Source organism: Rhodoplanes sp. (genome assembly GCF_013377085.1).
Lineage (GTDB): Bacteria > Pseudomonadota > Alphaproteobacteria > Rhizobiales > Xanthobacteraceae > Rhodoplanes.
In genome coordinates this window covers 62,838-87,764 of the sequence record NZ_JACAAX010000014.1, presented here as the reverse complement: position 1 = coordinate 87,764, position 24,927 = coordinate 62,838, and the positions used below count along the sequence as shown (strand labels likewise).

The following is a 24,927-nucleotide window of genomic DNA, read 5'->3' as shown; positions in this document are numbered from 1 at the left end:
GGACGCTCTTGGACTCCACCATTATCCTGCAGACGACATTGAACGGCCTGATGATCGGCGGCGTCTACGCGCTGGTCGCGGTGGGGCTGACCCTGATCTTCGGCGTCATGAAGATCGTCAACTTCGCCCAGGGCGAATTCGTCATGCTGGGGATGTATGTCAGTTGGGCGCTGGCGACCTTCGTCGGCATCGGCCCCTATCCGGGCCTGCTCATCGTCGCCGTCATCATGTTCGTGGGCGGCTGGCTCACCTTCAAGCTCCTGATCATCCGCATCATCGGCAAGAGCGACGAGGCCTTCATCCTGCTGACGCTCGGTCTCTCGATCTTCCTCCAGAACATCACCCTGCTGGCGTTCGGAGCCGACTACCTGACCGTCACGACGACCGTGAAGGATGCGGCCATAAGGTTCGGCGGGCTGGCGATCTCGCTGCCGCGCCTCATCGCGTTCGGCGTCGCCCTCGTCATGGTGGCGGCGCTGACCTTGTTCCTGAACCGGACCGACACGGGGCGGGCGATGCGGGCGACCGCGGAGAGCCGCGAGGTCGCGACGCTGCTCGGCATCGACCCGGTAAGCTGCTTCGCCGTGGCGTTCGGGGTCGGCACCGTGATGGCTGGTATCGCCGGGGTTCTGCTGACGCCGATGTTCTATGTCTATCCCGGGGTCGGGACCCTGTTCAACACCACGGCCTTCATCGTGGTGGTGCTCGGCGGCATGGGCTCGCTCACCGGCGCGCTCGTCGGCGGCCTGCTGATCGGCATCGTCGAGGCGCTCGGCGGCACGTTCGTGTCTCTCGACCTGTCGCAGCTCTTCGCGTTTCTCATCTTCCTCGCCGTGCTGTTCGTGCGGCCGAGCGGGCTGTTCGGGAGGAGTGCGTGATGAACCGCACCGGACGCATCTTTCTCGCCGCCCTCGCCGGCGCGGCCGTTCTGCTGTTCCCGGTCGTGACGACGACGCCGTACTACATCCACACGGTCCTCATGGTGTTCCTGTTCGCGACCATGGGGCTCGGCTGGAACCTGATCGGCGGCTACGGCGCGCAACTGTCGCTCGGGCACTCCACCTTCTTCGCCATCGGCGCCTACAGTGCCGTTCTCCTGATGGTCAACTACGAGATCTCGCCGCTCGTCGGCGGCATCGTCGGCATGGTTCTGGCCTGCGGCGCGGCCGTCGTCATCGGGCTCCCGTGCTTCCGTCTTCGCGGACCGTATTTCTGCCTGGCGACGATCGCGGCCGGTGAGATTGCCCGCATCCTGTTCCTGCACTTCCAGGAGTTCACCGGCGGGGCGAACGGCGTTCCGCTGCCGTTCCACGGCGACGACATCCTGACCCTGCAGTTCAGCTCGAAAGCGCCCTACTACTATCTCGCGCTCGGCCTGCTGGTCGCCGTCTTCGTCCTGGTGCGCTGGATGGAGAAGGCGAAGATCGGGCGCTATCTCGCCGCGATCCGCGAGGATCAGGACGCCGCCGAATCGCTCGGCGTGCGAACCGACAGGGTGAAGCTGATCGCCTACGTGCTCAGCGCGGCCATCACGGCGGCGGCGGGCGTGCTCTACGCCTTCACGGTCGGCTATATCGACCCGGACGGGGTCGCCAGCCTGAACCTCTCGATCGAGATCGCCGTGGTCGTCATCGTCGGCGGGATCGGCACCCTGTGGGGACCGGTTCTCGGCGCCACCGTCGTCGTGCTGCTGACCGAGCTGACCAACATGTATCTCGGCTCGCTGCGGAGCGGGGCCAGCCTCGTTCTCTACGGCCTGCTCCTCATCGTGGTCGTGGTCGCGAGACCCAAAGGTCTGATCTCGCTGTTCGACCGCGCTCCCGCCGCCAGTCTCCCGAAACAGGTTGGAACCCGTGTCCACGTTGCTTAAGGTGACCAATCTCAAGAAGTCCTTCCAGGGCGTCCACGCCCTCAAGGACGTCAGCCTCGACCTCGCGGAGGGCGAGATTCTCGGCCTGATCGGACCCAACGGGTCCGGCAAGTCGACATTCGTCAACACCATCGCCGGAACCTTCAGGCCCGACGGCGGCAGGGCGCTCCTCCAGGACGTCGACGTCACCGGGCTGCCCACTCCCGCCATGGCGCGGCACGGGGTCGCCCGCACGTTCCAGTCGTCGCGGCCCTTCCTCGGCATGACGGTGCTGGAGAACGTCACGGTCGCGGCACTGCTGCACACCGACCGCCCCGCCGAGGCCGAGGCCGCGGCGCGCGAATGCATCGCGCTGACCGGTCTCGCCGATTGCGTCGACGTGACGAGCGCCAACCTGCCGGTCGAGCGCCGGCGGCGGCTCGACCTCTGCCGGGCGCTCGCCCTCAAGCCCAAGGTCCTGATGCTCGACGAATGTCTCGCCGGACTCAATCCGCGCGAGATGGACGAGGGCCTCGACCTCGTGCGGCTGATCAACAGGACCGGCGTCAGCGTGATCTTCATCGAGCACGTGATGAAGGCCGTGGTGGCGCTCTGTCATCGCGTGGTGGTGCTGAACCAGGGCGAGCTCCTGGCCGAGGGCTCGCCGCAGGCCGTGATGAGAGACGAAAAGGTGATCCGGGCCTATCTCGGGGGGAGTTCGAAGCTGTGCTCGACGTCAAAGCGATCAGCGCCGGCTACGGCGACATGAAAGTGCTGGACTGCGTCTCCCTGACGGTGGAGTCGGGAGAGGCGGTCTCGCTGGTGGGGTCCAACGGCGCCGGCAAGACGACGCTGCTGCGAGCCATTTCCGGGCTGGTGCCGGTCTGGTCGGGCAGCATCGTGTTCGACGGACAGGATCTCGGCGCGCTGCCGGCGCACAAGCTTCCGGCGCTCGGCATCGCCCATATCCCGCAGGGGCGCGGCGTGCTCACCCAGCTCACCGTGAAGGACAACCTGCTGCTCGGCGGCTACGTACCGGCGGCCCGCGAGCGGCGCCCCGAGACCATGAAGATGGTCTACGACCTGTTCCCGGTCCTGCGCGAGAAGGAATCGCAGCTCGGCGGTTCGCTGAGCGGTGGACAGCAGCAGATGCTGGCGATCGCACGGGCGCTGATGAGCCACCCCAAGCTGCTGATCCTGGACGAGCCCTCGCTCGGGCTCGCCCCCATCATGGTCGAGGCCGTGTTCGAGATCATCAAGACGATCTCGGGCCAAGGCGTGTCGCTGCTCCTGGTCGAGCAGAACCTCGCCGAGGCGCTCGCGGTGTCGACCCGCGCCTACGTGCTGGAAACCGGACGCGTGGTCCTGCACGGGGCGAGCGACGAGCTGGCGAACAACGAGCACGTCCGCACCGCCTATCTGGGGATTTAGACGCGCCGCGGACGGGCCGGGCCGGAGCCCCTCGCCGAGCCCCGGGTTCGGCGAGGGCCTTCCCTCGGCCCCCGACCGGCGGTCGACCAGCCCGCGGCGATGCAGGATCACCCGCGGCTGCCCGCAATCGCCCTGCTCGGCCGTGACGTCGGCGCGGCGGGCGAGATCCCGCCAGCGATCGTCATGGTGCGGTGAAGAACGCGTCCAACAGGCGCACCTCCTCCCGCCCGGACTCGACGTCGGCCGCGATGCGGGCAAACAGCTCGGCCATGCCCTCGAAGATTTTCCGCGCCGCCGGATCGTCGCCGAGAAATTCCGCGATCTCGTGCATCTCGGCGACCCAGCGATACGCCTTCGGATACATGTCCGGGACGGTGCGCGAAAAGCGCGCCAGCACCTGCGGCTGGCTGCTCGCCAGTTCTTCGCGCAATGCCCTGGACGCACCGGCCCGAGACGCGGCGAGCATCATGGCGGCGGCAAGCCCGGTCATGCCCTTGTTGAGACCCGCGAACGACATCTTCAGCGCCGACGCGGCGCCGACCGGCGCCTCCATGACGATCACGTTCAGACCGAGCGTACCCAGCACGGTGGCATCACGCGCCGCCTCGCCCGAGAGATAGACGGCGGGGCCGACCTCGCCGGGTGCGGGGGGAAAGCCGATGATCGCGGCATCGACGAAGCGGGCGCCGCCTGCCATCGCGATGGCACCGATCTCCTGCTTGGTCGTCACGTTGACGGCGTTGCAGTCGACATAGACGGGGGTTTTCCCCGTGCGGGCGAACGCCTGCGCCAGTCGCCGGGCCAGTGCGGCGGCCTCGGCAGGTGGCACCACGGAGAAAACCAGGTCGGCGCCGGCTATTTCGTCGTCGGTCGCGGCCGTCATACCCACTGCCGCGGCGCGCTGCGCCGTCGCGGCGCCACGGCTCTCGAGCGACGTCAGCACCCGCGCCCCGTTCTCGATGCAGCGGCGCGCGACCGCGCTTCCCATCGCTCCGGCGGCGACGATGGCGATGACCGGGCTCATGTCGGTTCTCCGATTGCTGTCGATTCTCAGGGTCTCGCGGTCGCGCGGCGGTCGTGTCGCCGGCGTTCAGGCGCTACGCGCCATCTCGTCGAACAGCGCGAACAGCGCCGGCTGCTCCTCGAAGCCGATGCCGGGTGCAGACGGCAGGCTGGCGCGGCCGTCGCGGATGTCGATCTCGCGGCTGAACCCGCCAAAGATGCCGAACTGGCCCGGATAGGCTTCGAGCCCGGCGAGCCCCAGACCGGCGACGATATGCAGCGACATCATGTTGCCGCCGTGCGGATAGATCGCGGCCTTCGACAGGCCGTGCGCCTGCGCCACCGCGACGATCTCGCGCAGGCCGGTCACGCCGTAGGCGAGCGCCGGATCGGGCTCGAGCACGACGCCGGGACCAAGCCGTCCGTAGCGGAGGAAATTGTCGAACTCTCGCGCGGCGAAGAGATTTTCTCCCCCGGCGATGCGGCAGCCGGTCTGCGCGACGGCGTGATAACCCTCGAAGTCGAGCGGATCGCAGGGCTCCTCCAGGAACCACGGATCGTAGGGCTTCACCGCCTGCGCGAACTGCACGCCCGAGGCCGCGTCGAAGGCGCAACTGAGATCCAGGGCGAGCCGGCCGCCGGGCGGCTGCGCCGCGCGCGCCGCCTCGATGCGCCGGCAGTCGAGGCCGAGATCGCCGCCGCCCGCCTTGATCTTGGCGTCGACGAAGCCGGCGTCGCGCCAGCCCGCCACCGTGGCGCCGACCGCCGGGACCTCGTCGGCATTGCCGTAGAAGCCGCCGGCCGCATAGGTCGGAATGTCCCCCGGCAGCGTGGCCGCGCCGCCACCGAACCGGTCGGCGAGCACCTGATAGAGCGGCCGCCGCTCGACCTTGGCGACCACGTCCCACAGCGCCAGCTCCAGCGTGCCCAGCGCCATCGAGCGCTCGGCATGGCCGGCGGCTTTTTCGCGCGTCAGCAGCGCGGCGAGAATGCGGCCCGGATCGACGTTCGTGCCCGCCGGGTCGAGCAGGTCGGCCGGCTCCAGCGCCAGCAGGCGCGGGATGAAGCGGTCGCGCAGCGGGCCGCCGCAGCCGTAGCGGCCGAACGAGTTGAAGGCGAAGCCGGTGATCGACCCGCCGTCGCCGTGGACATCGGTGACGACCGCGACGGCCGACACCGTCATCTGGCCGAGATCGACCCGCGCATTGCGCACCTTGGAGTCGACCTTCACGGTCCGCTCGATCACGGTTTTGATGCGCACGGCCCTGCCCTCGCCTCTCTGCTGCGGCCGACGTCCGGCGGCGTTCTCAGTTCGCCGTGGTCGCCTTGAGCCCGGCGCTCTCGATCAGCTTGGCCAGCCGGTCGAACTCGGTTGAGAACAGTGTTGCATGCGCAGCCGGCGAACGCCGGTCGGCCGGGAACGGCGTCGTACCGAGTTCCTTGAAGCGCTCGATCACCAACGGGTCGTCGAGGGCTTTGCGCAGGGCGGCGTTGAGCTTCTCGACGGTCGCCGGCGGCGTTCCCTTCGGTACATACAGGCCGTGCCACACGGCATAGTCGACCTCCGGCAGGCCGACCTCGGCCATGGTCGGCACGTCCTTGATCGAGTCGAGCCGCGTCTTCGACGTCACCGCATAGGCCCGCACCGTGCCGCTCTGGACCTGCGGGATGGCGTTGCTCGACTGGTCGCAGATCATGTCGATCTGGCCGGCGACGAGGTCGTTCATGGCCGGCGCCGCACCGCGATAGGAGACGAAGCTCGGCCGGAAGCCGACCACGTTGCCGAGTTGCACCGTGCAGAAGTGCTGGCTTGTCCCGTTGCCCGCATGGGCGAAGTTCACCTTGTCGCCGTTCTGCTTCAGCCAGGGGATCAGCGCGGCGCCGTCCGCCGGTGCCAGCGTCTTGCGCCCGACCAGCACCATCGGCCCGGTGTTGACCAGGCCGACCGGCTCGAACGCCGTGCGGGTGTCGTAGGACAGGTTGGAATACAGCCCGGGCGCCGCCAGCAGGGAAATGTGGTGGATCAGGATCGTGCTGCCGTCCGGCGTCGACCGCGCGACCCGGGCCGGACCGATGGTGCCGCCGGCACCGGCGACATTCTCGACGATGATGGTCTGCCCGAGCGTGCGGCCCATGCGGTCGGCGAGCAGCCGCGCCACCACGTCGGTCGGGCCGCCCGCCGCATAGGGAACCACGATGGTGGTCGGCTGTGCCGCGGCCGCGACACACGACAGCGTCCAGATCGCGGCAGTCAGCGCACAGAGTCGTCCTGTCAGGTCGCGCATCATGAACTCCTCCCGATCGGCCTCTCGCGGACCGTTTCGATGATCTGGTGAAAAAGTCCGGCGGCATTGCGCCGGACCCCAGTCGTGCCGTTCGGCGCCGGCGTCAGCCTTTCTTCGAGGCCTCGTAGCGCGCCTTGGTCGCCTCGTTCATCGGATAGAGGCCGGGCAGCGGGGCGCCGCGCGTCACCTCCTCCATGATCCACCCTTCCATGCGCTCCTGCTCGGGCGCGGTGGCGAGCACATGGTCGAGCAGCGCCGCCGGGATCAGCACGGCGCCGTCCTGGTCGACCACCACCACGTCGTTCGGAAACACCGCGACGCCGCCGCAGCCGATCGGCTCCTGCCAGTTGACGAAGGTGAGCCCGGCGACCGAGGGCGGCGCGGCCGCGCCCCCGCACCACACCGGCAGCCCGGTCGAGAGCACGCCGGCGAGGTCGCGCACCACCCCGTCCGTCACCAGCGCGGCGACGTTCCGCTTCTTCATGCGGGCGCAGAGAATGTCGCCGAAGATGCCGGCATCGGTGATGCCCATCGCGTCGACGACGACGACGACGCCCTCCGGCATCGCCTCGATGGCGCCGCGGGTCGAGATCGGCTTCGACCAACTCTCCGGCGTCGCCAGGTCCTCGCGGGCCGGCACGAAGCGCAGCGTGAAGGCACGGCCGACGATGCGCGGCTGGCCGGGCTGCAGCGGGCGGGCGCCGCGCATCCACACATTGCGCAGGCCTTTCTTCAGCAGCACCGTGGTGAGGGTCGCGGTGGTCACGCCCTGCAGGGTCTCGATGACGTCGCGCGGCAGATCCAGGCTGGTGTCCGACATGTTGCTGTTGTCCGTTGTCGATGGATGAAGCTAGATGCTGGGAACGAGACCGCCGTCGACCCGCACGACCGAGCCGGTGACGTAGGAGGCGCGGCTGCTCGCCAGGAAGGCGACGACGTCGGCGTATTCCTGCGGCTCGCCGTAGCGGCCGATCGGGATCGAGCCCTCGCTCTCGGCCGCGATATCGGCGACGGCGCGCCCGTCCCGCTTGGCCTTCTGCTCGTCGAGGAAGCGGATGCGGCCGGTGGCGATGCGGCCCGGCACCACGATGTTGACCGTGACGCCGTCGCGGCCGACCTCGCGGGCGAGCGTCTTCGACCAGCCGACCAGCGACAGCCGCAGCGCGTTCGACACCGCGAGATTGGGGATCGGCGCGATCACGCCCGAGGACGTCGAGGTGACGATGCGGCCGAATTGTCGCGCCCGCATTTTCGGCAGGACCCGGTCCGTGACGGCGATGACCGACAGCACCATCGACTGGAACGAGCGCGTCCACAGCGCCGGGTCCTGGCCGGCGGCCGGGGTCGGCGGCGGACCGCCCGTGATGGCGACCAGCACGTCGACCGGGCCGAACGCCGCCTCCACGGCCGACACCCGCGCGTCGACGACGCCGAGATCGGCGAGATCCCAGGCGAGCGCCAGGCCGCGCCCGCCGGCGGCCTCGATCGCCTGAACCACCTTTTCGCTCGCCGCGAGGTCGATGTCCGCCACCGCGGTCGCCGCACCCTCGCGCGCCAGCGTGGCGGCGATCGCGCTGCCCAGTCCGCCGCCGCCGCCCAGCACGAGCGCCGTGCGCCCCGTCAGCCCGAGATCCATGCCTCGCCTCCCCTTGTCGCGTTGCGGGGAATGGTCGGGCAGGCCGATCCGATAAAAAAGATGGATTCTCCTGCGTTCAGACCTTAGTTTTTCTGACGATGGACACGCGCTTCCTCGAGAGCTTCATGCTGGTGGTCGACAAGGGATCGATCGCCGCCGCGGCGCGCCATCTCAACGTCACGGCGGCGGCCGTCACCCAGCGGCTGCAGGTGCTGGAGGCGGAGATCGGGACGCGGCTTCTCGCGCGGTCGGGCCGCACCATGGTGCCGACCGCGGCCGGATCGGCCGTGATGGCGCGGGCGCGCGCCATCCTGCGCGGCGTCGAGGATCTGCGCAGCATCGCCGTGGTCGACGAGCCGGCCGGCGCGCTGCGGCTCGGCGCCGTCGCGACCGCCATGACGGGTCTGCTGCCCGACCTCCTGAAACGCTGCAGCACGGCGTTCCCGCGCATCGACGTCCATATCGCGCCGGGCACGTCGCGCGACCTCTATCCCAAGGTGCTGGCCGGCGAGATCGACGCCGCCATCATCGTCCAGCCGGAGTTCGCGCTGCCGAAGAGCTGCGCCTGGCGGGTGCTGCGGCACGAGCCCCTGATGGTGATCGCGCCCGGCTCGGTCGAAAGCTCGGATCCGCGCGAGATCCTGACCGGCCACCCGTTCATCCGCTACGACCACACCCATTGGGGCGGGCGCCTCGCCGACCGCTATCTGCGCCACGCCAAGATCAGGCCGCGCGAGCGCTTCGAGCTCGATTCGCTCGACGCCATCGCCGTGCTGGTCGACCAGGGATTGGGCGTGTCGCTGGTGCCCGACTGGGCGCCGCCCTGGCCGGCCGGGCTGACGCTGAAGAAGCTGCCGATCCACAAGACCAAGTTCGTCCGCCGCATCGGCCTCGTCTGGCTGCAGGCCTCGTCCCGCGCCCATTTGGTGCGGGCGTTTCTGGGCCAGGAGCCGAAGCGTGCCCGACAGCCCTGACAACGAAGCGAACGGCCGAGGCGACGACAGGCGGCACAGCCCTGGTCCGGCCCCCGGGCGGATATTCAGCAAGCGGAACGTGCGGACTGAGCAAAACGAGCCGATTCTCTGTGATGCGTAAGCAGATTAAGCCGCAACTACTATATTACGCAGTATTACTCTGTATTACGATTTATTAACCGCTTTTTGTTACGAATTATTTACCACTTCGATCCAGGCCCCCGAAAACGCGAAGCCGTGAAACGCGAGCAGCAACCGATCTCGGTTGTCGAGCGATGTCCCTGTGGTCCGCCAGCCGTCATCGGGTTTGGCGCATGCGAGGCGAGCGACATGAACAGACATCGGCGGTCCATGCTGAAACGGGGCGTCGCGCTGGCCTCGTTGCTGATCGGAGCGGTTTCCGGCGCTCAGGCGGGTCCGTATTCGAACGCCTATTTCTTCGGTGACAGCCTCACCGATGCCGGTGTCTTCGCCGCGATCCCCGGTGTCGGGGCGAACAGCCACTTCTCGACCAACCCCGGAACGATCTGGGCGCAGAATCTCGGCGTCCGGTACGGTCTGTCGGTGACGCCGTCCTACGCCGTCGTGCCGACGCTCCCGGTGTACGGTTTCACGCCCATCGCCGGCGGCAACGACTTTGCAGTCGGCATGGGCCGCATCAGCCTCGCACCGACAGGGCCGTCCTACGCCGTGGGCATTCCACCGGTGAGCACCCAGGTCGACGACTTTCTGGCGCGCGGGCCGGTGGATCGAAACGCGCTCTATGCTGTTTCGGGCGGGCACAACGATGTCATCGCGCAGTTCAGCGCGGTCATGGGCGGCGGGACGCTCGCGGCCGGCCAGGCGGCGCTGGTGACGGCGGCGGACGACATGGTGGCGCAGGTGACCCGTCTGCAATCGGCCGGTGTGCGCAATCTGATCGTCGTCGGCATCATGGACATCAGCAGGACGCCCTATGCCCACGAGGCGGCGCAGCTTCCGTATTCGGCAGAGCTTCAAAGCCTGGTATCGACGTTCAACACGGCCCTGGTGACGGGGCTGGCCGGCAAGAACGCCCTCTATTTCGACACCAGCCGATTGCTCGGCACCATTCTCGCCAATCCGGCGGCTTACGGTTTCACCAACACGACCGACGCGGCCTGTGCGGCCGCGCTGGGTTGCCCAGCGCCTGCAGGAACGGGCGGCTATCTGTTTGCCGACCCCAAGCACCCGTCGGAGGGCGGCCACAGGATCATTTCCGATTGGGTCTATTCGTCGTTGGAAGCGGCGAACCGCGCCGGCCTGCTGTCCCAGGTGGCGATGGCGCGTGCCGGTGCACAGTGGCGGTCCATCGACTCCCGGCTGCAGGAGTTCGAAAACTTCGGCTACACAGGCCAGGGGGTCTTTTTCAGCACCGACTATTCCTATTCGAAAAGAGATGCGTCAGGCGGAATTCCATCGGGCGACGACTCCGGCACCAACTTCGTCATCGGTTACGAGAAGGCCTTGAACGACCAGATGTTCGGGGGCGTGACCCTGGGGTACGGGCATGTCCCGTTCGATTACGGCAACAACCTGGGTTCGGTGAACTACGACGAGTGGACGCTTTCGGGATTCGGCGCGTACAAGCTCGGCGCCTTCTATGCAAATGCCTTGGCGAGCTACTCCCGGCTCGATTTCGCGAGCACCCGCAGGATCGCGCTCGGTCCCTTCAACACCGTCGAAAGCGGCGACACGGGCGGCAACCGGTTCGCCGCCAAGGGGCAGGTCGGCTACAACTTCGTTTTCGGCGACGTCGTGCACGGCCCTCTTGCCGGGCTGGCTTGGGCGCGTGTCGACGTGAATGGCTTCAGCGAAAACTCGAGCAGCGTGACGGCGATGAGCTATGGCGATCAGGCCCGCGAGTCGCTGCGCTCGCGGCTCGGCTGGCAGGTTGCCGCCGAAAGCCACTGGTTCGGCGTCCGCGTGCGTCCTTACGGACAGTTGTCCTACGATTACGAACACAAGGACGACGAACGCACCTACCGGGTCGGATTTGTCGGCGGAACGTCCAGCCTGGAAATTGCGATGGCCAACCTGACCGGCGGCTACGGCACCATGCTGGCCGGATTCAACGCCGAGTTCAGCAAAATCGTACGTCTCGGAGTTGGCGCGTCGACGACGTTCGGCCAGCCGGGGGACCGCATTTCAGCCGTGACCGTCACGCTCGGCGCACCGTTCTGATCGGGGCGTTCGGAGCAGGACGCGAAGCGTCGCCGCTGCAAGACACCGCAGGTCGAGACACCAGCCAGTAAATCATCCTTCGGAATCGGCGGGCCGAAGGCGAGACGGACGGCTCGAGGAACGGCTGATTGGCCGCCATGGGCGGCGCGTCCCCAAAAACATTGTCATCCAAATGGATAGGGACAGACAGGCGCCGCATGGTGGGCGGTGACGAAGTCGAATTCCTCCGTAGCGCAAGGAGTTGGCGCAAGGTGCGGGAGATTCTGGCGCTTTGAGGCGGAACAAGATTTTTCTGTCCATCCCGCACCGTTTTCCGGCGTTTTTGAGCGGAAGGGTTCTTACGTACTGGCGTGGTCATTATCCCGATTCGAGGCTCGCGGCGTAAGGCGGAGTGCTGATTCGGTTCGCCGCCAATAAACGAGGGGGATCGATGACAAGAATTGCATGGCGCATTTCAGCGTTTGCCGTCGCGCTGATACTGTGCGTCGGCAGCGCCATGGCCCAGCAGGTGCGTCCGGCGGGCAAGATCATCGCTCGCGACAGCCAGGGGCATGCCATCCGTCAGGTCCACGCCAACGGCATCGACATCGGCTACAAGCTGGTCGGTTCGGGTCCGCCGCTGGTGATGATCATGGGGCTGGGCGGCACCATCGAGCACTGGCAACCGCAAATCGTCGCCGCGCTGGCGAAAAAATACCAACTCATCATGCCCGACAACCGCGGCATGGGGCACACGAGCGCCAACGCCACGACGTTCACCTACAGACTGTTCGCCGACGACGTCATCGGTCTGCTCGACGCCCTCGATGTCGAGAAGACGCATGTGCTCGGCTATTCCATGGGCAGCACCATGACGCAGGAGCTGTTGCTCACCTATCCGCAGCGGTTCGACAAGGCGATCGTCCACGCGACCACCACCGATGGCAGCAATGTCGCGGCGGCGCTGAAGGGCAAGACGATCCCGGATCCGATCGTCGCCCGCCAAGTCGAGGCGACGACACACTGGAAGACGCCGATGGATCGCATCGCTGCCGTCACCAACCCGGTGATGTTCGTGGTCGGCACTGCGGACACGGTCGTGTACCCCGAAAGCTCGAAAGTGCTGGCGGCGGCGATCGCGGGCGCGTGGCTGGTTCAGTTCAAGAACGCGACGCACGAGTTGATGTACGAGACCCCGACGGGGTTCGCGCGCATCGTGCTGACGTTCCTCGGCACCGATGAGACCGTGAAAGCGACCCAGCCGCCACCCATGCTGCAGAAGGGTGGAAACAGTGCGCGGCCATGAAACCCGCGATCTTTGATCGCAACCTCATGGGCAAAGCAAGCGTTGCCCGGATAGAGCGCAAGCGAAATCCGCGGTTGTAACGGGGAATGCCGCGGGTTTCGCTGGCGCTCGACCCGGACTACGAGTTCCTGCTGGACCCGCACGGTGCGGGAAGCGAAAAAGACACGACTTCAATGATTTAGGATCCATTGGTGGGCGGTGACGTGGTGGAATTTTCAGGACGGGCAAGGGGTTGGCGCAGGGTGCGGGAGTTTCTGGCACTTTGAGGTGGAACAGGATTTTTCGGTCCGTCCCGCGCCTGTGCACGCCTTCCTACCTACTCCGGCTTGAAGCCGGGCTGAGCACTCCCTAAACTGGTGAAGAATTTGGTTCGGCAGTAGGTTCGACCAACTTCCATCTCGTCGCCGTTGTGGCGTGGTGGCTCACCGTCGGGCTTCACATTGACTGGTCAATCAGCCTTTCACTGGAGGTTCACATGGTGGCACTCGTCGAAATCGGCTTGGGGATGCTCGCGGCGCTGTGGGGCCTGAAAGGGTGAGCAAGCCACGTCAGTGACAGGGCGTTTTGGAGGAAGTTCGAACCCAAAAGCCGAAAGATGCCGCAATGGCGGACTCCTAGTCCGCCACCCCACACCAGTTTAGAGGCCCTGGCGCAAGCCGGAGCCTTTTTATAGGCCTCCCGATGGTCGAAGCGCCTAAACCGAGCGACATCCCTAATGTGTTCGGCCTAAACGAGCCTCAGCACATGGTCTCGAAGCTTTCCTTCGAGATTGATAAGCTGATGAACTCGCAGTCCGTTTGGACGAAGTCAGAGGGCTTTCCAGAGCCACTATTCATCGCGTTCAACACGGCGGTTACGGCGTGGCACATCACTGACTGGCTTTGGGAATCACGGCAAGAGACTCGGGCGCTATTGAGAAAGCGTTTCAAGTTCGAGTTCAATGAGTGGACTATGAGCGGCCGCGATAAAGGTCTTGAGCGCTTCCAGAACGCTGTTTGCAAGGACAGTCGAGAGATCCACATTTGCCGTGAGATTGCAAATGCTTCGAAACATATGCGGAAGCGGAAAAGCGATCCTGATGTAAAAGCGCTTGCGGAATGGTTGCCTGCTATAGAGCCTGCCGGACATGTCAAGGTCGGCGACTTGGTACTTCAACTCTCAATCTACGACGGAGAAAAAAAGTGGGATGCTGTTCGGCTGTTCATTGAGGCGTTTGGTTATTGGGAACAGCTTTTGAGAGAAGAAGGCCTCATTACCAGAGACGCGCGTCTGCCTGATAAGATAGTTAGCCCGTAGGGCGAATCAGGCGCGAGGCGCCATCATCCGCCGGTTGGCGAAAAATGGCGGAATACGCTTCGCTATTCTGCCCTACGCCCGGACGCTCGACCCCGAGGACAAGCCGCGGCGAGGAGGCCGTCCCGCGAGGCGCGGTGCGGGAGCCCGGAATCCCTACGACATCAAAGACATAAGGCCGGTTGGTGGGCGGTGACGGGCTCGAACCGCCGACCTACACGGTGTAAACGTGCCGCTCTACCAACTGAGCTAACCGCCCCTGCCTCTTCCCTTAGCGCCGGAGGCGGACCTGAGGCAAGCCACCGCGCCACCACCCCGGCGAAGGCCAGTGCTCCGACGCGAACGGCCTCGCGGGCGAGCCGCGAGGCCGTTCGGCGGTTTCAAGGCCCGTCGGTCCTGCGCGACTCAATAGCGGGCGACGACCGGGGTCGGGTCGAACTTGTAGTTGATGCCGACCCGCAGGATGTTGTCGGTGAACCCGGTGCTGATCGCCGTGTTGCGGGTCGACGTCGTATCGATCACCCGCGTCAACGCCGTCTGCGGCGTGTTCTGCAGGATCACCGTGGAGGTTGCCGAGGCGCCGCCGACCTGGTCGCCATAGTCGCCGAGATCGACATAGAGATACTCGAGCTTGACGGTCCAGTTCCGGGTCAGGAACGCCTCGACGCCGGCGCCGGCCGTCCACCCCACCCGCGTGCGGTCCGTCGACAGCAGCGCCGCCGCGCCGCCGATGAAGCCGGCCGCGTAGTCGGAATTGATGCGGCCATAGGCGAGACCGCCGGTGGCGTAGACCAGATACCGATCCACCGTCACGCCGACGCGCCCGCGGCCCGTCCCGAACCAGGCGAGCTTGTGGTCGACCGTCGTGAACGCCGACCCGGTGACGCAGCCGATCGCGCAGACCGTCGTGTCGCCGCGCTGGCCGGTCCATTGGAAGTCGGTTTCCAGACCGAAGACGAACCGCCCGGATTGGAAGTTGTAACCGGCCTGCAGTCCGCCGAGCGCCCCGTTCACGTTCGTGCTCGCGTCGCCGAATATCGTCGTCGTCGCGCCCACCACCGTGGTGTCGCTCAGCAAGGTCGGTTGTGGCGTGGTGAAGCCGCGATAATCGCGCGTCCGAACCGAGGTCGTCGTGACGTCGGTGTAGTCCGACTTGGCGCGCCCCCAACTGTAGCCGACGTTGCCGCCGACATAAAAGCCGGTCCAATTCCACGGATCCACCACCGGCACCATGGGCTGGGCCTTCAGCGCCATGTCCGCCGCGTACGCGGCCGGCATCACCGCACTCGCGGCAACGGCCGCCAGCATTGCAAGAACTGTCCTGGTCATCGTCGCCCCCCGATCTCGAGTCTTGCGCAGTAGTGTATTTACGACGGGACAACCAGATAGTGATTCCTTGCAACACATCGGGTGAAAATACGACAGACCTCCCGCGCTCCGTGTAGCCCCACTGCGCCGGCGCGGGTCAATCCCGCGCCACGACGGCCGCCGGCGCGTCCCAGCGATACGCGGCCTGGAACAAGGCGCCGAAACGTTCGGTCTTGAACTGCATGTCCTGCAGCGGCGCCGGGCAGTCGCCGTTCGGCGGCTCGCGGCAGGCCGAGCCGCTTTTCGTCCACATCGCCCACCAGCGGCCGCCGGCCCCGACGCTGATTTGGGGCGTGACATACCAGGTCACGAACAGCTCCGCCTGGGCGCCGATCCCCTGCCCCCACTCGTCGGCGACGAAGGGGCGCTGCGGATGAAAGTCCTGCCCGTCGAATTTCACCCAGGGCAGGTACGCCACGTCGGCCGTGAGCGTCAGGCCCGGCATCAGCACGATCTCGGCGGCTGTGCCGACCCGCAACGAACGCCAGCGGTCGTTCTCGCCGAGGACGAAGCCGGTGAAGGGCGGGCTGCAGATGCCGGAGGCCGGCAGCGCGATCTGGGTGCAGGAGTAGGAGCTCTTGTCCTCGCGAAAAACGTTGTAGCCGACGAAGCCGCCGACCTTGTAGGAGGCGCCGCGGAAGAAGTCATAGCCGGCGTCGATGGTGGCGTAGCTCAGCCGGCCGGAGGCATCGCCCTGCGTATTGGTGTAGGCGGTGTTCACTCCGGCGCCGCCGAACGGGACGCCCCAGTCCTCGTCGTTGATCTTGCCGCCCGTGAGCGTGCCGCCGCCGACGAAGCCTTTGACGAAGACGGTCCAGGGCGTGTCGAGGCGGCCAAAAACCTCGCCGGTCGTGCCGGCGAGGTTGTCCCAGGTCAGCCGGGAGACGTTCACGGTCGGATTCTGGTAGCCGAGATTGCCGCCGGCGATGTCCTTCTGGAAGCGTCCGGAACTCACCCAGACGCGGCCGCCGCCTTCAAAACTCCAGTCGGAGACGAAGGCCGGCTTCGGCACCCGGCGGGAGGCGCGCGACAGCAGGCTGGCGAACGGCAGCGTCATGCCGTCCTGAAACGGCGCCGTGTCGGGCCCGTATTTGTAATTCACGCCCAGCTTGAAGGTGTGCAGGCGCTGCGCCACCTCGGTGCCCGGCACCGTGACCAGCACGCCGGAGGGCGGCCCGATATCCGGGATCGTCACCGGGGCGCGGCGCGGCGCCGCCATGGCAACCGTGCCGAGGTCGCGATAGTCGTACTCGGCCTTGACGGTCCAGTGCGCCGAGAGCGCGTATTCGGCCCCGGCCCCGCCCGTCCAGCCGAGCCCGAAGGCGCTGGTCCGGGCCGTCGCCCCACGGCCGAACAGGTTGTCGTTCAAAAGCGTCTCGAACTCGGTGTGGCTCCAGGCAAAGCCGCCTTTCACATAGGCGAGGCTGCGGCCGAACTCGCCGAGGGTCAGGCCGGCCCGGGCCGTGGCGGTGCCGAGCACGTCGGTGCGGGCCCGGCAGTTGAACGACGTGAAGGCGCCGGAAACGGCGTAGCAGGTGTTGGTGCCGTCGAGATCGGCGAGGCTGGTCTCGACCTCGACGCCGAGCACGACGCGGGAGCCGACCGGCTGCCAGTTCCGCCCGACCTGCAGGCCACCGAAGAAGCCCGGGCTGCGAACCGTGTCGCCGAAAATCGACGGGCCGAGCGGGTCGGCGATCGTGTTCAGCCCGAGCGCCATGCCGGTGTGGGCGCCGACATAGAGGCCCGTCCAGTTCCAGGCCGAGCCCGGCTGCTCGATCAGCGGCGGCAGCGGCGGCAGAGGGAGTGGCGGCAGGTCGGCGGCCTGCGCGAAACCCGCCAACGTCATACTCAACGCGAGGCTACTCCAACGCGACCGCCACATGATGCCCTCGACACGCACAGCATCGGCCCCCGCGCCATGATTGCGATCTTGGGTTGCATGTCCAGGGCATAGATTGTGCAACCCTAGGGCGCAGCGCGAGTCGTGGCGGGTTGTGGCGCGGGCGACACACCGTAGCCAGCAAGCCGGGCGGCGTCTCTCCGCCCTCGTCCTGAGGAGCGCCCCCGGGTCCGCGCTCCGCGCGGCCCGAGGGCAGGCTCCGGCGCGTCTCGAAGGGGGGGGCGGGCCCCACGGTGCCTGGCCAGCTCGGTGGCCGCATGGTTCGAGGCTGGCTTCGCTCGCACCTCACCATGAGGGCGAGCGAGGTGGCGTGGATCAAGGCAGCCGCGTTGCCGATGTCGAAGAATGCATCGTCCAAAACGAAAACGGTCCAAAACGAAAACGGCGCCTCGCGGCGCCGCTTTCAGTCGTCTGCAAAACCCGTCCGGCGTCAGTGCGCCGTGAGGGCGGAGGCTTCCTCTTCGGCGGTCGTGTCGGCCGCCGGGGCCGGATGGGCCTTGTCGTCCCACTCGATCGGCTCCGGCATGCGGGTGAGCGCCCGGGCCAGGACCTCGTCCATCCGGGTGACCGGAACGATCTCGAGCCCGCTCTTCACGTTCTCGGAGATGTCGACCAGATCCTTGGCGTTCTCCTCCGGGATCAGCACCGTCTTGATGCCGCCCCGCAGCGCCGCCAGGAGCTTCTCCTTGAGACCGCCGATCGGCAGCACGCGGCCGCGCAGCGTGATCTCGCCCGTCATCGCCACGTCGCGGCGCACCGGGATGCCGGTCATCACCGAGATGATGGCCGTCACCATGGCGACGCCCGCCGACGGCCCGTCCTTCGGGGTCGCCCCCTCCGGCACGTGCACATGGATGTCGCGCTTGTCGAACCACGGCGGCTCGATGCCGAAGGCGATGGCCCGCGAGCGGACATAGGATGCCGCCGCCGAGATCGACTCCTTCATCACGTCCCGCAGATTGCCCGTCACGGTCATCTTGCCGCGGCCGGGCATCATCAGGCCCTCGATGGTCAAGAGCTCGCCGCCGGCGTCCGTCCAGGCGAGCCCGGTGACGACGCCGACCTGATCCTCCTCCTCGATCTCGCCGTAGCGATACTTCGGCACGCCGAGATAGTCGCCGAGCGTCGCCGTGGTGACCTCGACCGACTTCTTCTTCGAGGTCATCAGCTCCTTGACGGCTTTGCGGGCCAGCGTCGAGAGCTCGCGCTCGAGATTACGCACGCCCGCCTCGCGGGTGTAGCGGCGAATCATCAGCAGCAGCGCGTCGTCGTCGATCGACCATTCCTTGGCGTCGAGGCCGTGCTTGGAGATGGCGTTCGGGATCAGATGCCGACGGGCGATCTGGACCTTCTCGTCCTCCGTGTAGCCGGCGATCCGGATGATCTCCATGCGGTCCATCAGCGGCGCCGGAATGTTCAGCGTGTTCGCCGTGGTGATGAACATCACGTTGGAGAGATCGTAGTCGACCTCCAGGTAGTGGTCGTTGAAGGTGTGGTTCTGCTCGGGGTCGAGCACCTCGAGCAGCGCCGACGACGGATCCCCGCGGAAGTCCGAGCCCATCTTGTCCACCTCGTCGAGGAGGAACAGCGGGTTCGAGCTCTTGGCCTTGCGCATCGACTGGATGATCTTGCCGGGCATCGAGCCGATGTAGGTGCGCCGGTGACCGCGGATCTCCGCCTCGTCACGCACGCCGCCGAGCGACACGCGCACGAACTCGCGGCCGGTCGCCTTGGCGATCGACTTGCCGAGCGAGGTCTTGCCGACGCCGGGCGGACCGACCAGGCAGAGGATCGGGCCGGTCAGCTTGTTGGCGCGGCTCTGCACGGCCAGGTACTCGACGATGCGCTCCTTGACCTTCTCGAGACCGAAGTGGTCGGTGTCGAGGGTCTCCTGCGCCAGCGCCAGATCCTTCCTGACCTTGGTCTTCTTGTTCCACGGGATCGACAGGAGCCAGTCGAGATAGTTGCGCACGACCGTCGCCTCGGCGGACATCGGCGACATCTGGCGCAGCTTCTTGAGCTCGTGCTGCGCCTTCTCCCGCGCCTCCTTCGAGAGCTTGGTCTTCTTGATCTTGTCCTCGAGCTCCTGCAGCTCGTCGCGGCCGTCCTCGTCGCCCAGCTCCTTCTGGATCGCCTTCATCTGCTCGTTGAGGTAGTACTCGCGCTGGGTCTTCTCCATCTGCCGCTTGACGCGGGTGCGGATGCGCTTTTCCACCTGCAGGACGGAGATCTCGCTCTCCATCAGGCTGAGCACCTTCTCCAGGCGCTCGGTGACGATGGTGGTCTCGAGGATGAGCTGCTTGTCGGGGATCTTCACGGCCAGGTGCGAGGCCACGGTGTCGGCGAGCTTGGCGTAGTCGTCGATCTGCTGGACGACGCCGACCACCTCGGGCGACACCTTCTTGTTGAGCTTCACATAGCCTTCGAACTCGGTGACGACCGAGCGGGCCAGCGCCTCCGCCTCGACCTTCTCGCCGATCGAATCGGCGAGCGCGTCGGCCTCGGCCTCGTAGTAGTCGCTGCGCTCGGTGTAGCGCACCACATGGGCGCGCTCGGTGCCCTCGACCAGCACCTTGACGGTGCCGTCCGGCAGCTTGAGGAGCTGCAACACGCTGGCCAGCGTCCCCACCTCGTAGATGGCGTCGGCGGCCGGGTCGTCGTCGGAGGCGTTCTTCTGGGTCGCGAGCAGGATGAACGAATCGGACCGCATCACCTCCTCGAGGGCACGGATCGATTTCTCGCGCCCCACGAAGAGCGGCACGATCATATGCGGGAACACCACGATGTCGCGCAGCGGCAGAACCGGATAGGCCCGGACTTCCCCGGGCTGGGGCGGCACGCGCGGCTTGGCAGGTGTGGTCATGGTCCGATCCTTGTTGTTCTGAAAACCCCTCCGCCTCGACCCGACGAGCGGCATCGCGGCAGAGTGTCGTGGACCGGGAAGGGAGCGCAGAAACGTCAGACTGGCCTGCGCGCCGCGGCGGGGACGAGACCCTGCCCGGACATCGGCTCGAACGCCTCACTCGACTCTTTGGACGTCCGCCGTACTTAGGTGGCGACCCGTCGGGGGCGTGTCAAGGAAGCGGCCCTCACCCCCGAAACAGCCGCACGAATCAGCGGCTGACGTCCTCGCCGGCGCATTCCCCGCACGCCGGCGCTCGGTGCTCGTCAGACGCTGACGCGCAAAACCCTCATGCACTGGCGCCGGCATCCCCGGCGGCGCGGTCCGCATAGATGTAGAGCGGACGGGCGGTGCCTTCCACCACCTCGCGGGAGATCACCACCTCCTCGACGCCTTCGAGGCTCGGCAGGTCGAACATGGTGTCGAGCAGGATGCTCTCCATGATCGAGCGCAGGCCGCGCGCGCCGGTCTTGCGTTCGATCGCCTTGCGGGCGATCGCGCCGAGCGCCTCCTCGGCGAGCGTGAGGTCGATGTTCTCCATCTCGAACAGCCGCTGGTACTGCTTGACCAGCGCGTTCTTCGGCTCGAGCAGGATGCGCTTGAGGGACGGCTCGTCGAGATCCTCGAGGGTGGCGACCACCGGCAGGCGGCCGACGAACTCGGGGATCAGGCCGTATTTCAGCAGATCCTCGGGCTCCACCTCGCGGAAGATCTCGCCCGCCTTGCGGTCCTCGGGCGCCAGCACCCGGGCGGCGAAGCCGATCGAGGTCGAGCGGCCGCGCGACGAGATGATCTTCTCGAGGCCGGCGAAGGCGCCGCCGCACACGAACAGGATGTTGGTGGTGTCGACCTGCAGGAACTCCTGCTGCGGATGCTTGCGCCCGCCCTGCGGCGGCACCGAGGCGACGGTGCCTTCCATGATCTTCAGGAGCGCCTGCTGGACGCCCTCGCCCGACACGTCGCGGGTGATCGACGGGTTGTCGGACTTGCGGCTGATCTTGTCGATCTCGTCGATATAGACGATGCCGCGCTGCGCCCGCTCGACATTGTAGTCGGCGGCCTGCAGCAGCTTGAGGATGATGTTCTCGACGTCCTCGCCGACATAGCCGGCCTCGGTCAGCGTCGTCGCATCCGCCATCGTGAACGGCACGTCGAGGATACGGGCGAGCGTCTGCGCCAGCAGCGTCTTGCCGGAGCCGGTCGGACCGATCAGCAGGATGTTCGACTTCGCGAGCTCGACGTCCTGGTGCTTGGTCTGGTGGTTGAGCCGCTTGTAGTGGTTGTGGACGGCGACCGACAGCACCTTCTTGGCATGGTCCTGGCCGATCACGTAGTCGTCGAGGACCTTGCGAATCTCGCGCGGGGTCGGGATGCCGTCACGCGACTTCACCAGCGAGGACTTGTTCTCCTCGCGGATGATGTCCATGCACAGCTCGACGCACTCGTCGCAGATGAAGACCGTCGGTCCTGCGATCAGCTTGCGAACTTCATGCTGGCTCTTGCCGCAGAACGAGCAGTACAGCGTATTTTTGGAGTCGCTCCCGCCAACCTTGCTCATTCTTCACTCTCCACAGGTCCGCTGCCCCCGCGCGGTCGGCGCGGTCGCATGCGAGTGTAACGATGAGGACCCGTCGTGCCTGAAACGTAGCAAACTTGTCACCTTCCGCCAGTGGATCGATGGCACGTTCTGCCCGTAAACCTAACGAAACACGCTACTGCCCGGACAATCAAGATTTCATTAACGATACGAAGCCGGCCGCCCGAGCCATTGTTCCGTCGCTCACGCAACATCCATGCAAGACGTATTCCAGTTCTCAATGGCCCACGGTCACGACCGTGAAGCCCAATCGTGGCGAAATCGAAGCACGCGGTGCGGGCGCCACCCCGGCCATGCTGCAATGCAGCGAAGACGAGAGGCCGCCCAGACCGGACGGCGTTGCCGCAGCCGGGGCTGCGGTCGCGTTCGGCTTCGATGTCGTCGGAGCGTCCTCGAGCGAAGCCCGACCCGGTTCGCGTGACGAAAACGCTCTGTCCATAAACGTCTGGAGCACGTTCGGGCGCAAACCCGGAGTCCACCCTCGCTGAACGCGCCCTGGCCGTATCAGAGCTTCTCCGGCTCCTCCGGCCGCCGCTCGATCACGCTGTCGATCAGCCCGAACTCCTTGGCGCCCTCTGCCGTGAAGAACTGGTCACGCTCCAGCGCCTCCTCGATCCGCTTGATCGGCTGGCCCGTGTGCTTGACGTAGATCTCGTTGAGGCGCTTGCGCAGGTTCAGGATCTCCTGCGCGTGAATCATGATGTCCGAAGCCTGGCCCTGGAAGCCGCCGGACGGCTGGTGAACCATGATACGGGCGTTCGGCAGGGCGAAGCGCATGCCCTTGCGGCCGGCCGTCAGCAGCAGCGAGCCCATCGAGGCGGCCTGGCCGGTGCACAGTGTCGACACCGCGGGGCGGATGAACTGCATGGTGTCGTAGATCGCCAGGCCCGACGTCACCACGCCGCCCGGCGAGTTGATGTACATGGCGATCTCTTTCTTGGGGTTCTCGGCCTCCAGGAAGAGAAGCTGCGCGACGATCAGGGTCGACATCCCGTCCTCGACCACGCCGGTGACGAAGATGATCCGCTCCTTCAGGAGGCGCGAATAGATGTCGTAGGCGCGCTCGCCACGATTGGTCTGCTCGACCACCATGGGCACGAGATAGTTCATGTAGGTGTCGGCGGGATCGCGCATGTGCTCAACCTTGTCAGTGATCCGGGCCGACGCATGCCGGTGCCTTCGGCCCGCCCGAGAGACCGTGCGCCGGGTGCGGCGCACTGGTCACAGATATACGTTGATGCGCCGGCGACAAGACATCCGTCGGCGGCCTTGCGTTCAGGACACGGCACCCGCCCGGCCAGGGCAGCGACTCACCGCCGTAGGTCTATCGACTTGCCGCCGCACACCGCCGTGACGCATGGCCGCAGCCGCGCCCCGCGGCGGCGCAGCGGGTTGCCCAGGCGACCATCCAACGGAAGAAACGAGACTCTTCGATCTTCTGCCGGAGCCGCGGGCGGCGCCCGCGGCGGACGCCCTCTGGCACGGCCGGGAAGGCACGCAGGCCGCTGCGCCGGCCGGGACAGCGCGCGAGCGCCGCCCGGTCCGGCCCGGTTCACGCCGCAGCCGGCTCGTCGTCCTTGAACAGCTCGTCCTTGCCGACAGGCCGCTCCGTCACGGTGGCGAGCTCGAGGATGTAGTCGACGACCTTCTCCTCGAAGATCGGCGCGCGCACCGAGGCGAGCGCCGCCGGCGTCTTGCGGTAGAAGTCCCACACCTCCTGCTCGCGGCCCGGGTACTGGCGGGCGCGCTCGATGATGGAGCGGGAGATCTCCTCGTCCGTGACCTTGATGCCGTTCTTGTCGCCGATCTCGGCCAGCACCAGGCCGAGCCGAACGCGCCGGTCGGCGATGCCGCGATACTCCGCCTTGGCCTTCTCCTCGTCGGTGCCCTCGTCGGCGAAGCTGCGGCCCTGCTGCTTGAGATCGGACAGGACCGTCTCCCACACCGAGGTGAACTCCTCCTCGACCAGGGTCGGGGGCGGCTCGAACTTGTGCAGTTCGTCGAGCTTGTCGAGGAGCTGGCGCTTGACCCGCTGGCGGCTCTGGCCGGCGTAGTCGGCCTTCAGGCGCTCGCGGATCGCCTCCTCGAGCTTGGCGAGCGACTCGAGGCCGAGCTTCTTGGCGAAGTCGTCGTCGAGCGCCAGCTCGCCCGGGGCCTCGACGGTCTTCGCCGTGACCTCGAACTCGGCCGTCTTGCCGGCGAGCTTCTCGGCCATGTAGCCGGCCGGGAACGTCACCGTGACGGTTCGGGTCTCACCGGCCTTGATGCCGACGAGTTGCTCCTCGAAGCCCGGGATGAACTGGCCCGAGCCGAGCATCAGCGGAATGTCCTCGCCGGTGCCGCCCTCGAAGACCTCGCCGTCGATCCGGCCCGTGAAGGCGACGACCACCCGGTCGCCGGTCTCGGCGGCGGCGTCCTCGGCCTTGGCGGCGAAGGGGCGGTTCTGGTCGGCCAGGCGCTTTGTGGCCTCCTTGACCTCGTCGTCCCCGACCTCGGCGACCAGACGCTCCAGCACGATCCCCTGGAAGTCGGCGAGCTCGATCGCCGGCACCACCTCGAGGGCGACCGTGTAGGAGAGGTCGGCGTTGCCTTCGACGACGCCCTCCAGCTCGGCCTTGTCCTCCGACATCTTCACCTGCGGGTCCATGGCGAGCTTGAACCCGTTGTCGGAGACGATCTTGGCGTTGGTCTCGCGGACCAGCTCCTCGATCGCCTCGGCCATCACGGCCCGCCCGTAGAGCTTCCGGAGATGCGCGACCGGCACCTTGCCGGGGCGGAAGCCGTTCAGCCGGACCTGATCCTTCAGGCGCGCCAGCCTGTCGTTCAGCCGGGTCGCCAGATCGGTGGCCGGGACGACCACCCGGAATTCGCGCTTCAGCCCGTCGGCCGTGGTTTGGGTCACATCCATGTCAGTCTCATGTGGTGAACAAATGGGGCGGTCGCGCGCCTAGCGCGGTCTCCCGGTCGGTCGGCGGCAGCGAGCCCCGGCGTGGTGCGGGCGGAGGGACTTGAACCCCCACGACTTTCGTCACTGGAACCTAAATCCAGCGCGTCTACCAGTTCCGCCACGCCCGCCAGGGGCCGCTCGGCCAGCCATCCTCCGAGCGGGCGGGCTTATAACATGCTCCCTTGCCGGCGCATCACAAAAAATAGGCAAGGAGGCCGGTTCGGCCAACGGGGCAGCCGCGACAGCCGTTTCGGAC

The 24,927-nt window shown here is 66.8% G+C and carries 19 protein-coding genes and 2 tRNA genes; 8 read left to right on the top strand and 13 right to left on the bottom strand.

The window, feature by feature from the left end; genetic code table 11:
* Positions 1–8: 8 nt before the first annotated feature.
* From HXX10_RS12310 to HXX10_RS12295, 4 genes are read left to right on the top strand one after another with little or no spacing between them, the layout of a single operon-like run.
* The gene (locus HXX10_RS12310) at positions 9–878 is read left to right on the top strand and encodes a branched-chain amino acid ABC transporter permease (protein ID WP_296522536.1); all 870 of its coding nucleotides are present in this window, start codon (positions 9–11) and stop codon (positions 876–878) included.
* Positions 878–1,870 carry a branched-chain amino acid ABC transporter permease gene (locus HXX10_RS12305; RefSeq protein WP_296522535.1) on the top strand — a complete coding sequence of 331 codons (993 nt, stop codon included), beginning with the start codon at positions 878–880 and terminating at the stop codon, positions 1,868–1,870. The genes HXX10_RS12310 and HXX10_RS12305 overlap by 1 nt, the downstream gene beginning before the upstream one ends.
* Positions 1,854–2,618: an ABC transporter ATP-binding protein gene (locus tag HXX10_RS28965; protein WP_367141971.1), complete on the top strand. Its 765-nt coding sequence runs from the start codon at positions 1,854–1,856 to the stop codon at positions 2,616–2,618. The genes HXX10_RS12305 and HXX10_RS28965 overlap by 17 nt, the downstream gene beginning before the upstream one ends.
* On the top strand, positions 2,576–3,280 hold the full coding sequence (locus HXX10_RS12295) for an ABC transporter ATP-binding protein (RefSeq protein WP_367141970.1): 705 nt from the start codon (positions 2,576–2,578) through the stop codon (positions 3,278–3,280). Before HXX10_RS28965 ends, HXX10_RS12295 begins: the two co-directional genes overlap by 43 nt.
* A 181-nt stretch (positions 3,281–3,461) precedes the next feature.
* Here the strand turns inward: HXX10_RS12295 and HXX10_RS12290 are convergent, their stop codons facing one another.
* From HXX10_RS12290 to HXX10_RS12270, 5 genes are all read right to left on the bottom strand, one after another.
* Complete coding sequence (locus HXX10_RS12290) at positions 3,462–4,304, bottom strand: NAD(P)-dependent oxidoreductase (RefSeq protein ID WP_296522534.1); 843 nt, start codon at positions 4,302–4,304, stop codon at positions 3,462–3,464.
* A 66-nt stretch (positions 4,305–4,370) separates the two neighbouring features.
* The gene (locus HXX10_RS12285) at positions 4,371–5,543 is read right to left on the bottom strand and encodes an enolase C-terminal domain-like protein (protein ID WP_296522533.1); all 1,173 of its coding nucleotides are present in this window, start codon (positions 5,541–5,543) and stop codon (positions 4,371–4,373) included.
* A gap of 46 nt (positions 5,544–5,589) precedes the next feature.
* Entirely contained in the window at positions 5,590–6,570 is a 981-nt protein-coding gene (locus tag HXX10_RS12280; protein ID WP_296522532.1) for a tripartite tricarboxylate transporter substrate-binding protein, read from the bottom strand.
* Between the two features lie 100 nt (positions 6,571–6,670).
* Positions 6,671–7,387: a ribonuclease activity regulator RraA gene (locus HXX10_RS12275; protein WP_296522531.1), complete on the bottom strand. Its 717-nt coding sequence runs from the start codon at positions 7,385–7,387 to the stop codon at positions 6,671–6,673.
* A gap of 30 nt (positions 7,388–7,417) precedes the next feature.
* A complete protein-coding gene (locus tag HXX10_RS12270; protein ID WP_296522530.1) occupies positions 7,418–8,203 on the bottom strand; it encodes an SDR family oxidoreductase in 786 nt (261 codons plus the stop codon).
* A gap of 98 nt (positions 8,204–8,301) precedes the next feature.
* Between HXX10_RS12270 and HXX10_RS12265 the strand changes: the two genes are divergently transcribed.
* The 4 genes from HXX10_RS12265 (at position 8,302) to HXX10_RS12250 (ending at position 13,960) form a co-directional block, all read left to right on the top strand.
* On the top strand, positions 8,302–9,177 hold the full coding sequence (locus HXX10_RS12265; RefSeq protein WP_296522528.1) for a LysR family transcriptional regulator: 876 nt from the start codon (positions 8,302–8,304) through the stop codon (positions 9,175–9,177).
* Between the two features lie 330 nt (positions 9,178–9,507).
* Positions 9,508–11,379, top strand: coding sequence for an autotransporter domain-containing protein (locus HXX10_RS12260; RefSeq protein ID WP_296522527.1), 1,872 nt, complete (start codon positions 9,508–9,510; stop codon positions 11,377–11,379).
* A gap of 391 nt (positions 11,380–11,770) precedes the next feature.
* Complete coding sequence (locus HXX10_RS12255; RefSeq protein WP_367141969.1) at positions 11,771–12,664, top strand: alpha/beta fold hydrolase; 894 nt, start codon at positions 11,771–11,773, stop codon at positions 12,662–12,664.
* Between the two features lie 744 nt (positions 12,665–13,408).
* Positions 13,409–13,960, top strand: coding sequence for a hypothetical protein (locus HXX10_RS12250; RefSeq protein WP_296522525.1), 552 nt, complete (start codon positions 13,409–13,411; stop codon positions 13,958–13,960).
* A gap of 180 nt (positions 13,961–14,140) precedes the next feature.
* Here the strand turns inward: HXX10_RS12250 and HXX10_RS12245 are convergent.
* From HXX10_RS12245 to HXX10_RS12210, 8 genes are all read right to left on the bottom strand, one after another.
* A tRNA-Val gene (locus HXX10_RS12245) sits at positions 14,141–14,216 on the bottom strand.
* A 146-nt stretch (positions 14,217–14,362) separates the two neighbouring features.
* Entirely contained in the window at positions 14,363–15,265 is a 903-nt protein-coding gene (locus HXX10_RS12240; RefSeq protein WP_296522524.1) for an outer membrane protein, read from the bottom strand.
* 157 nt (positions 15,266–15,422) lie between these two features.
* The gene (locus HXX10_RS12235; RefSeq protein ID WP_296522579.1) at positions 15,423–17,171 is read right to left on the bottom strand and encodes an outer membrane beta-barrel protein; all 1,749 of its coding nucleotides are present in this window, start codon (positions 17,169–17,171) and stop codon (positions 15,423–15,425) included.
* A 484-nt stretch (positions 17,172–17,655) separates the two neighbouring features.
* Complete coding sequence (gene lon / locus HXX10_RS12230; protein WP_296522523.1) at positions 17,656–20,088, bottom strand: endopeptidase La; 2,433 nt, start codon at positions 20,086–20,088, stop codon at positions 17,656–17,658.
* 328 nt (positions 20,089–20,416) lie between these two features.
* Positions 20,417–21,685 (bottom strand): ATP-dependent Clp protease ATP-binding subunit ClpX, encoded by a 1,269-nt coding sequence (clpX, locus tag HXX10_RS12225; RefSeq protein WP_296522522.1) that lies wholly within the window; start codon positions 21,683–21,685, stop codon positions 20,417–20,419.
* Positions 21,686–22,228: 543 nt separating this feature from the next.
* Positions 22,229–22,858: an ATP-dependent Clp endopeptidase proteolytic subunit ClpP gene (clpP, locus tag HXX10_RS12220; RefSeq protein WP_296522521.1), complete on the bottom strand. Its 630-nt coding sequence runs from the start codon at positions 22,856–22,858 to the stop codon at positions 22,229–22,231.
* Positions 22,859–23,276: 418 nt separating this feature from the next.
* Positions 23,277–24,632: a trigger factor gene (gene tig, locus HXX10_RS12215; RefSeq protein WP_296522520.1), complete on the bottom strand. Its 1,356-nt coding sequence runs from the start codon at positions 24,630–24,632 to the stop codon at positions 23,277–23,279.
* 82 nt (positions 24,633–24,714) lie between these two features.
* A tRNA-Leu gene (locus HXX10_RS12210) sits at positions 24,715–24,799 on the bottom strand.
* Positions 24,800–24,927 lie beyond the last annotated feature (128 nt).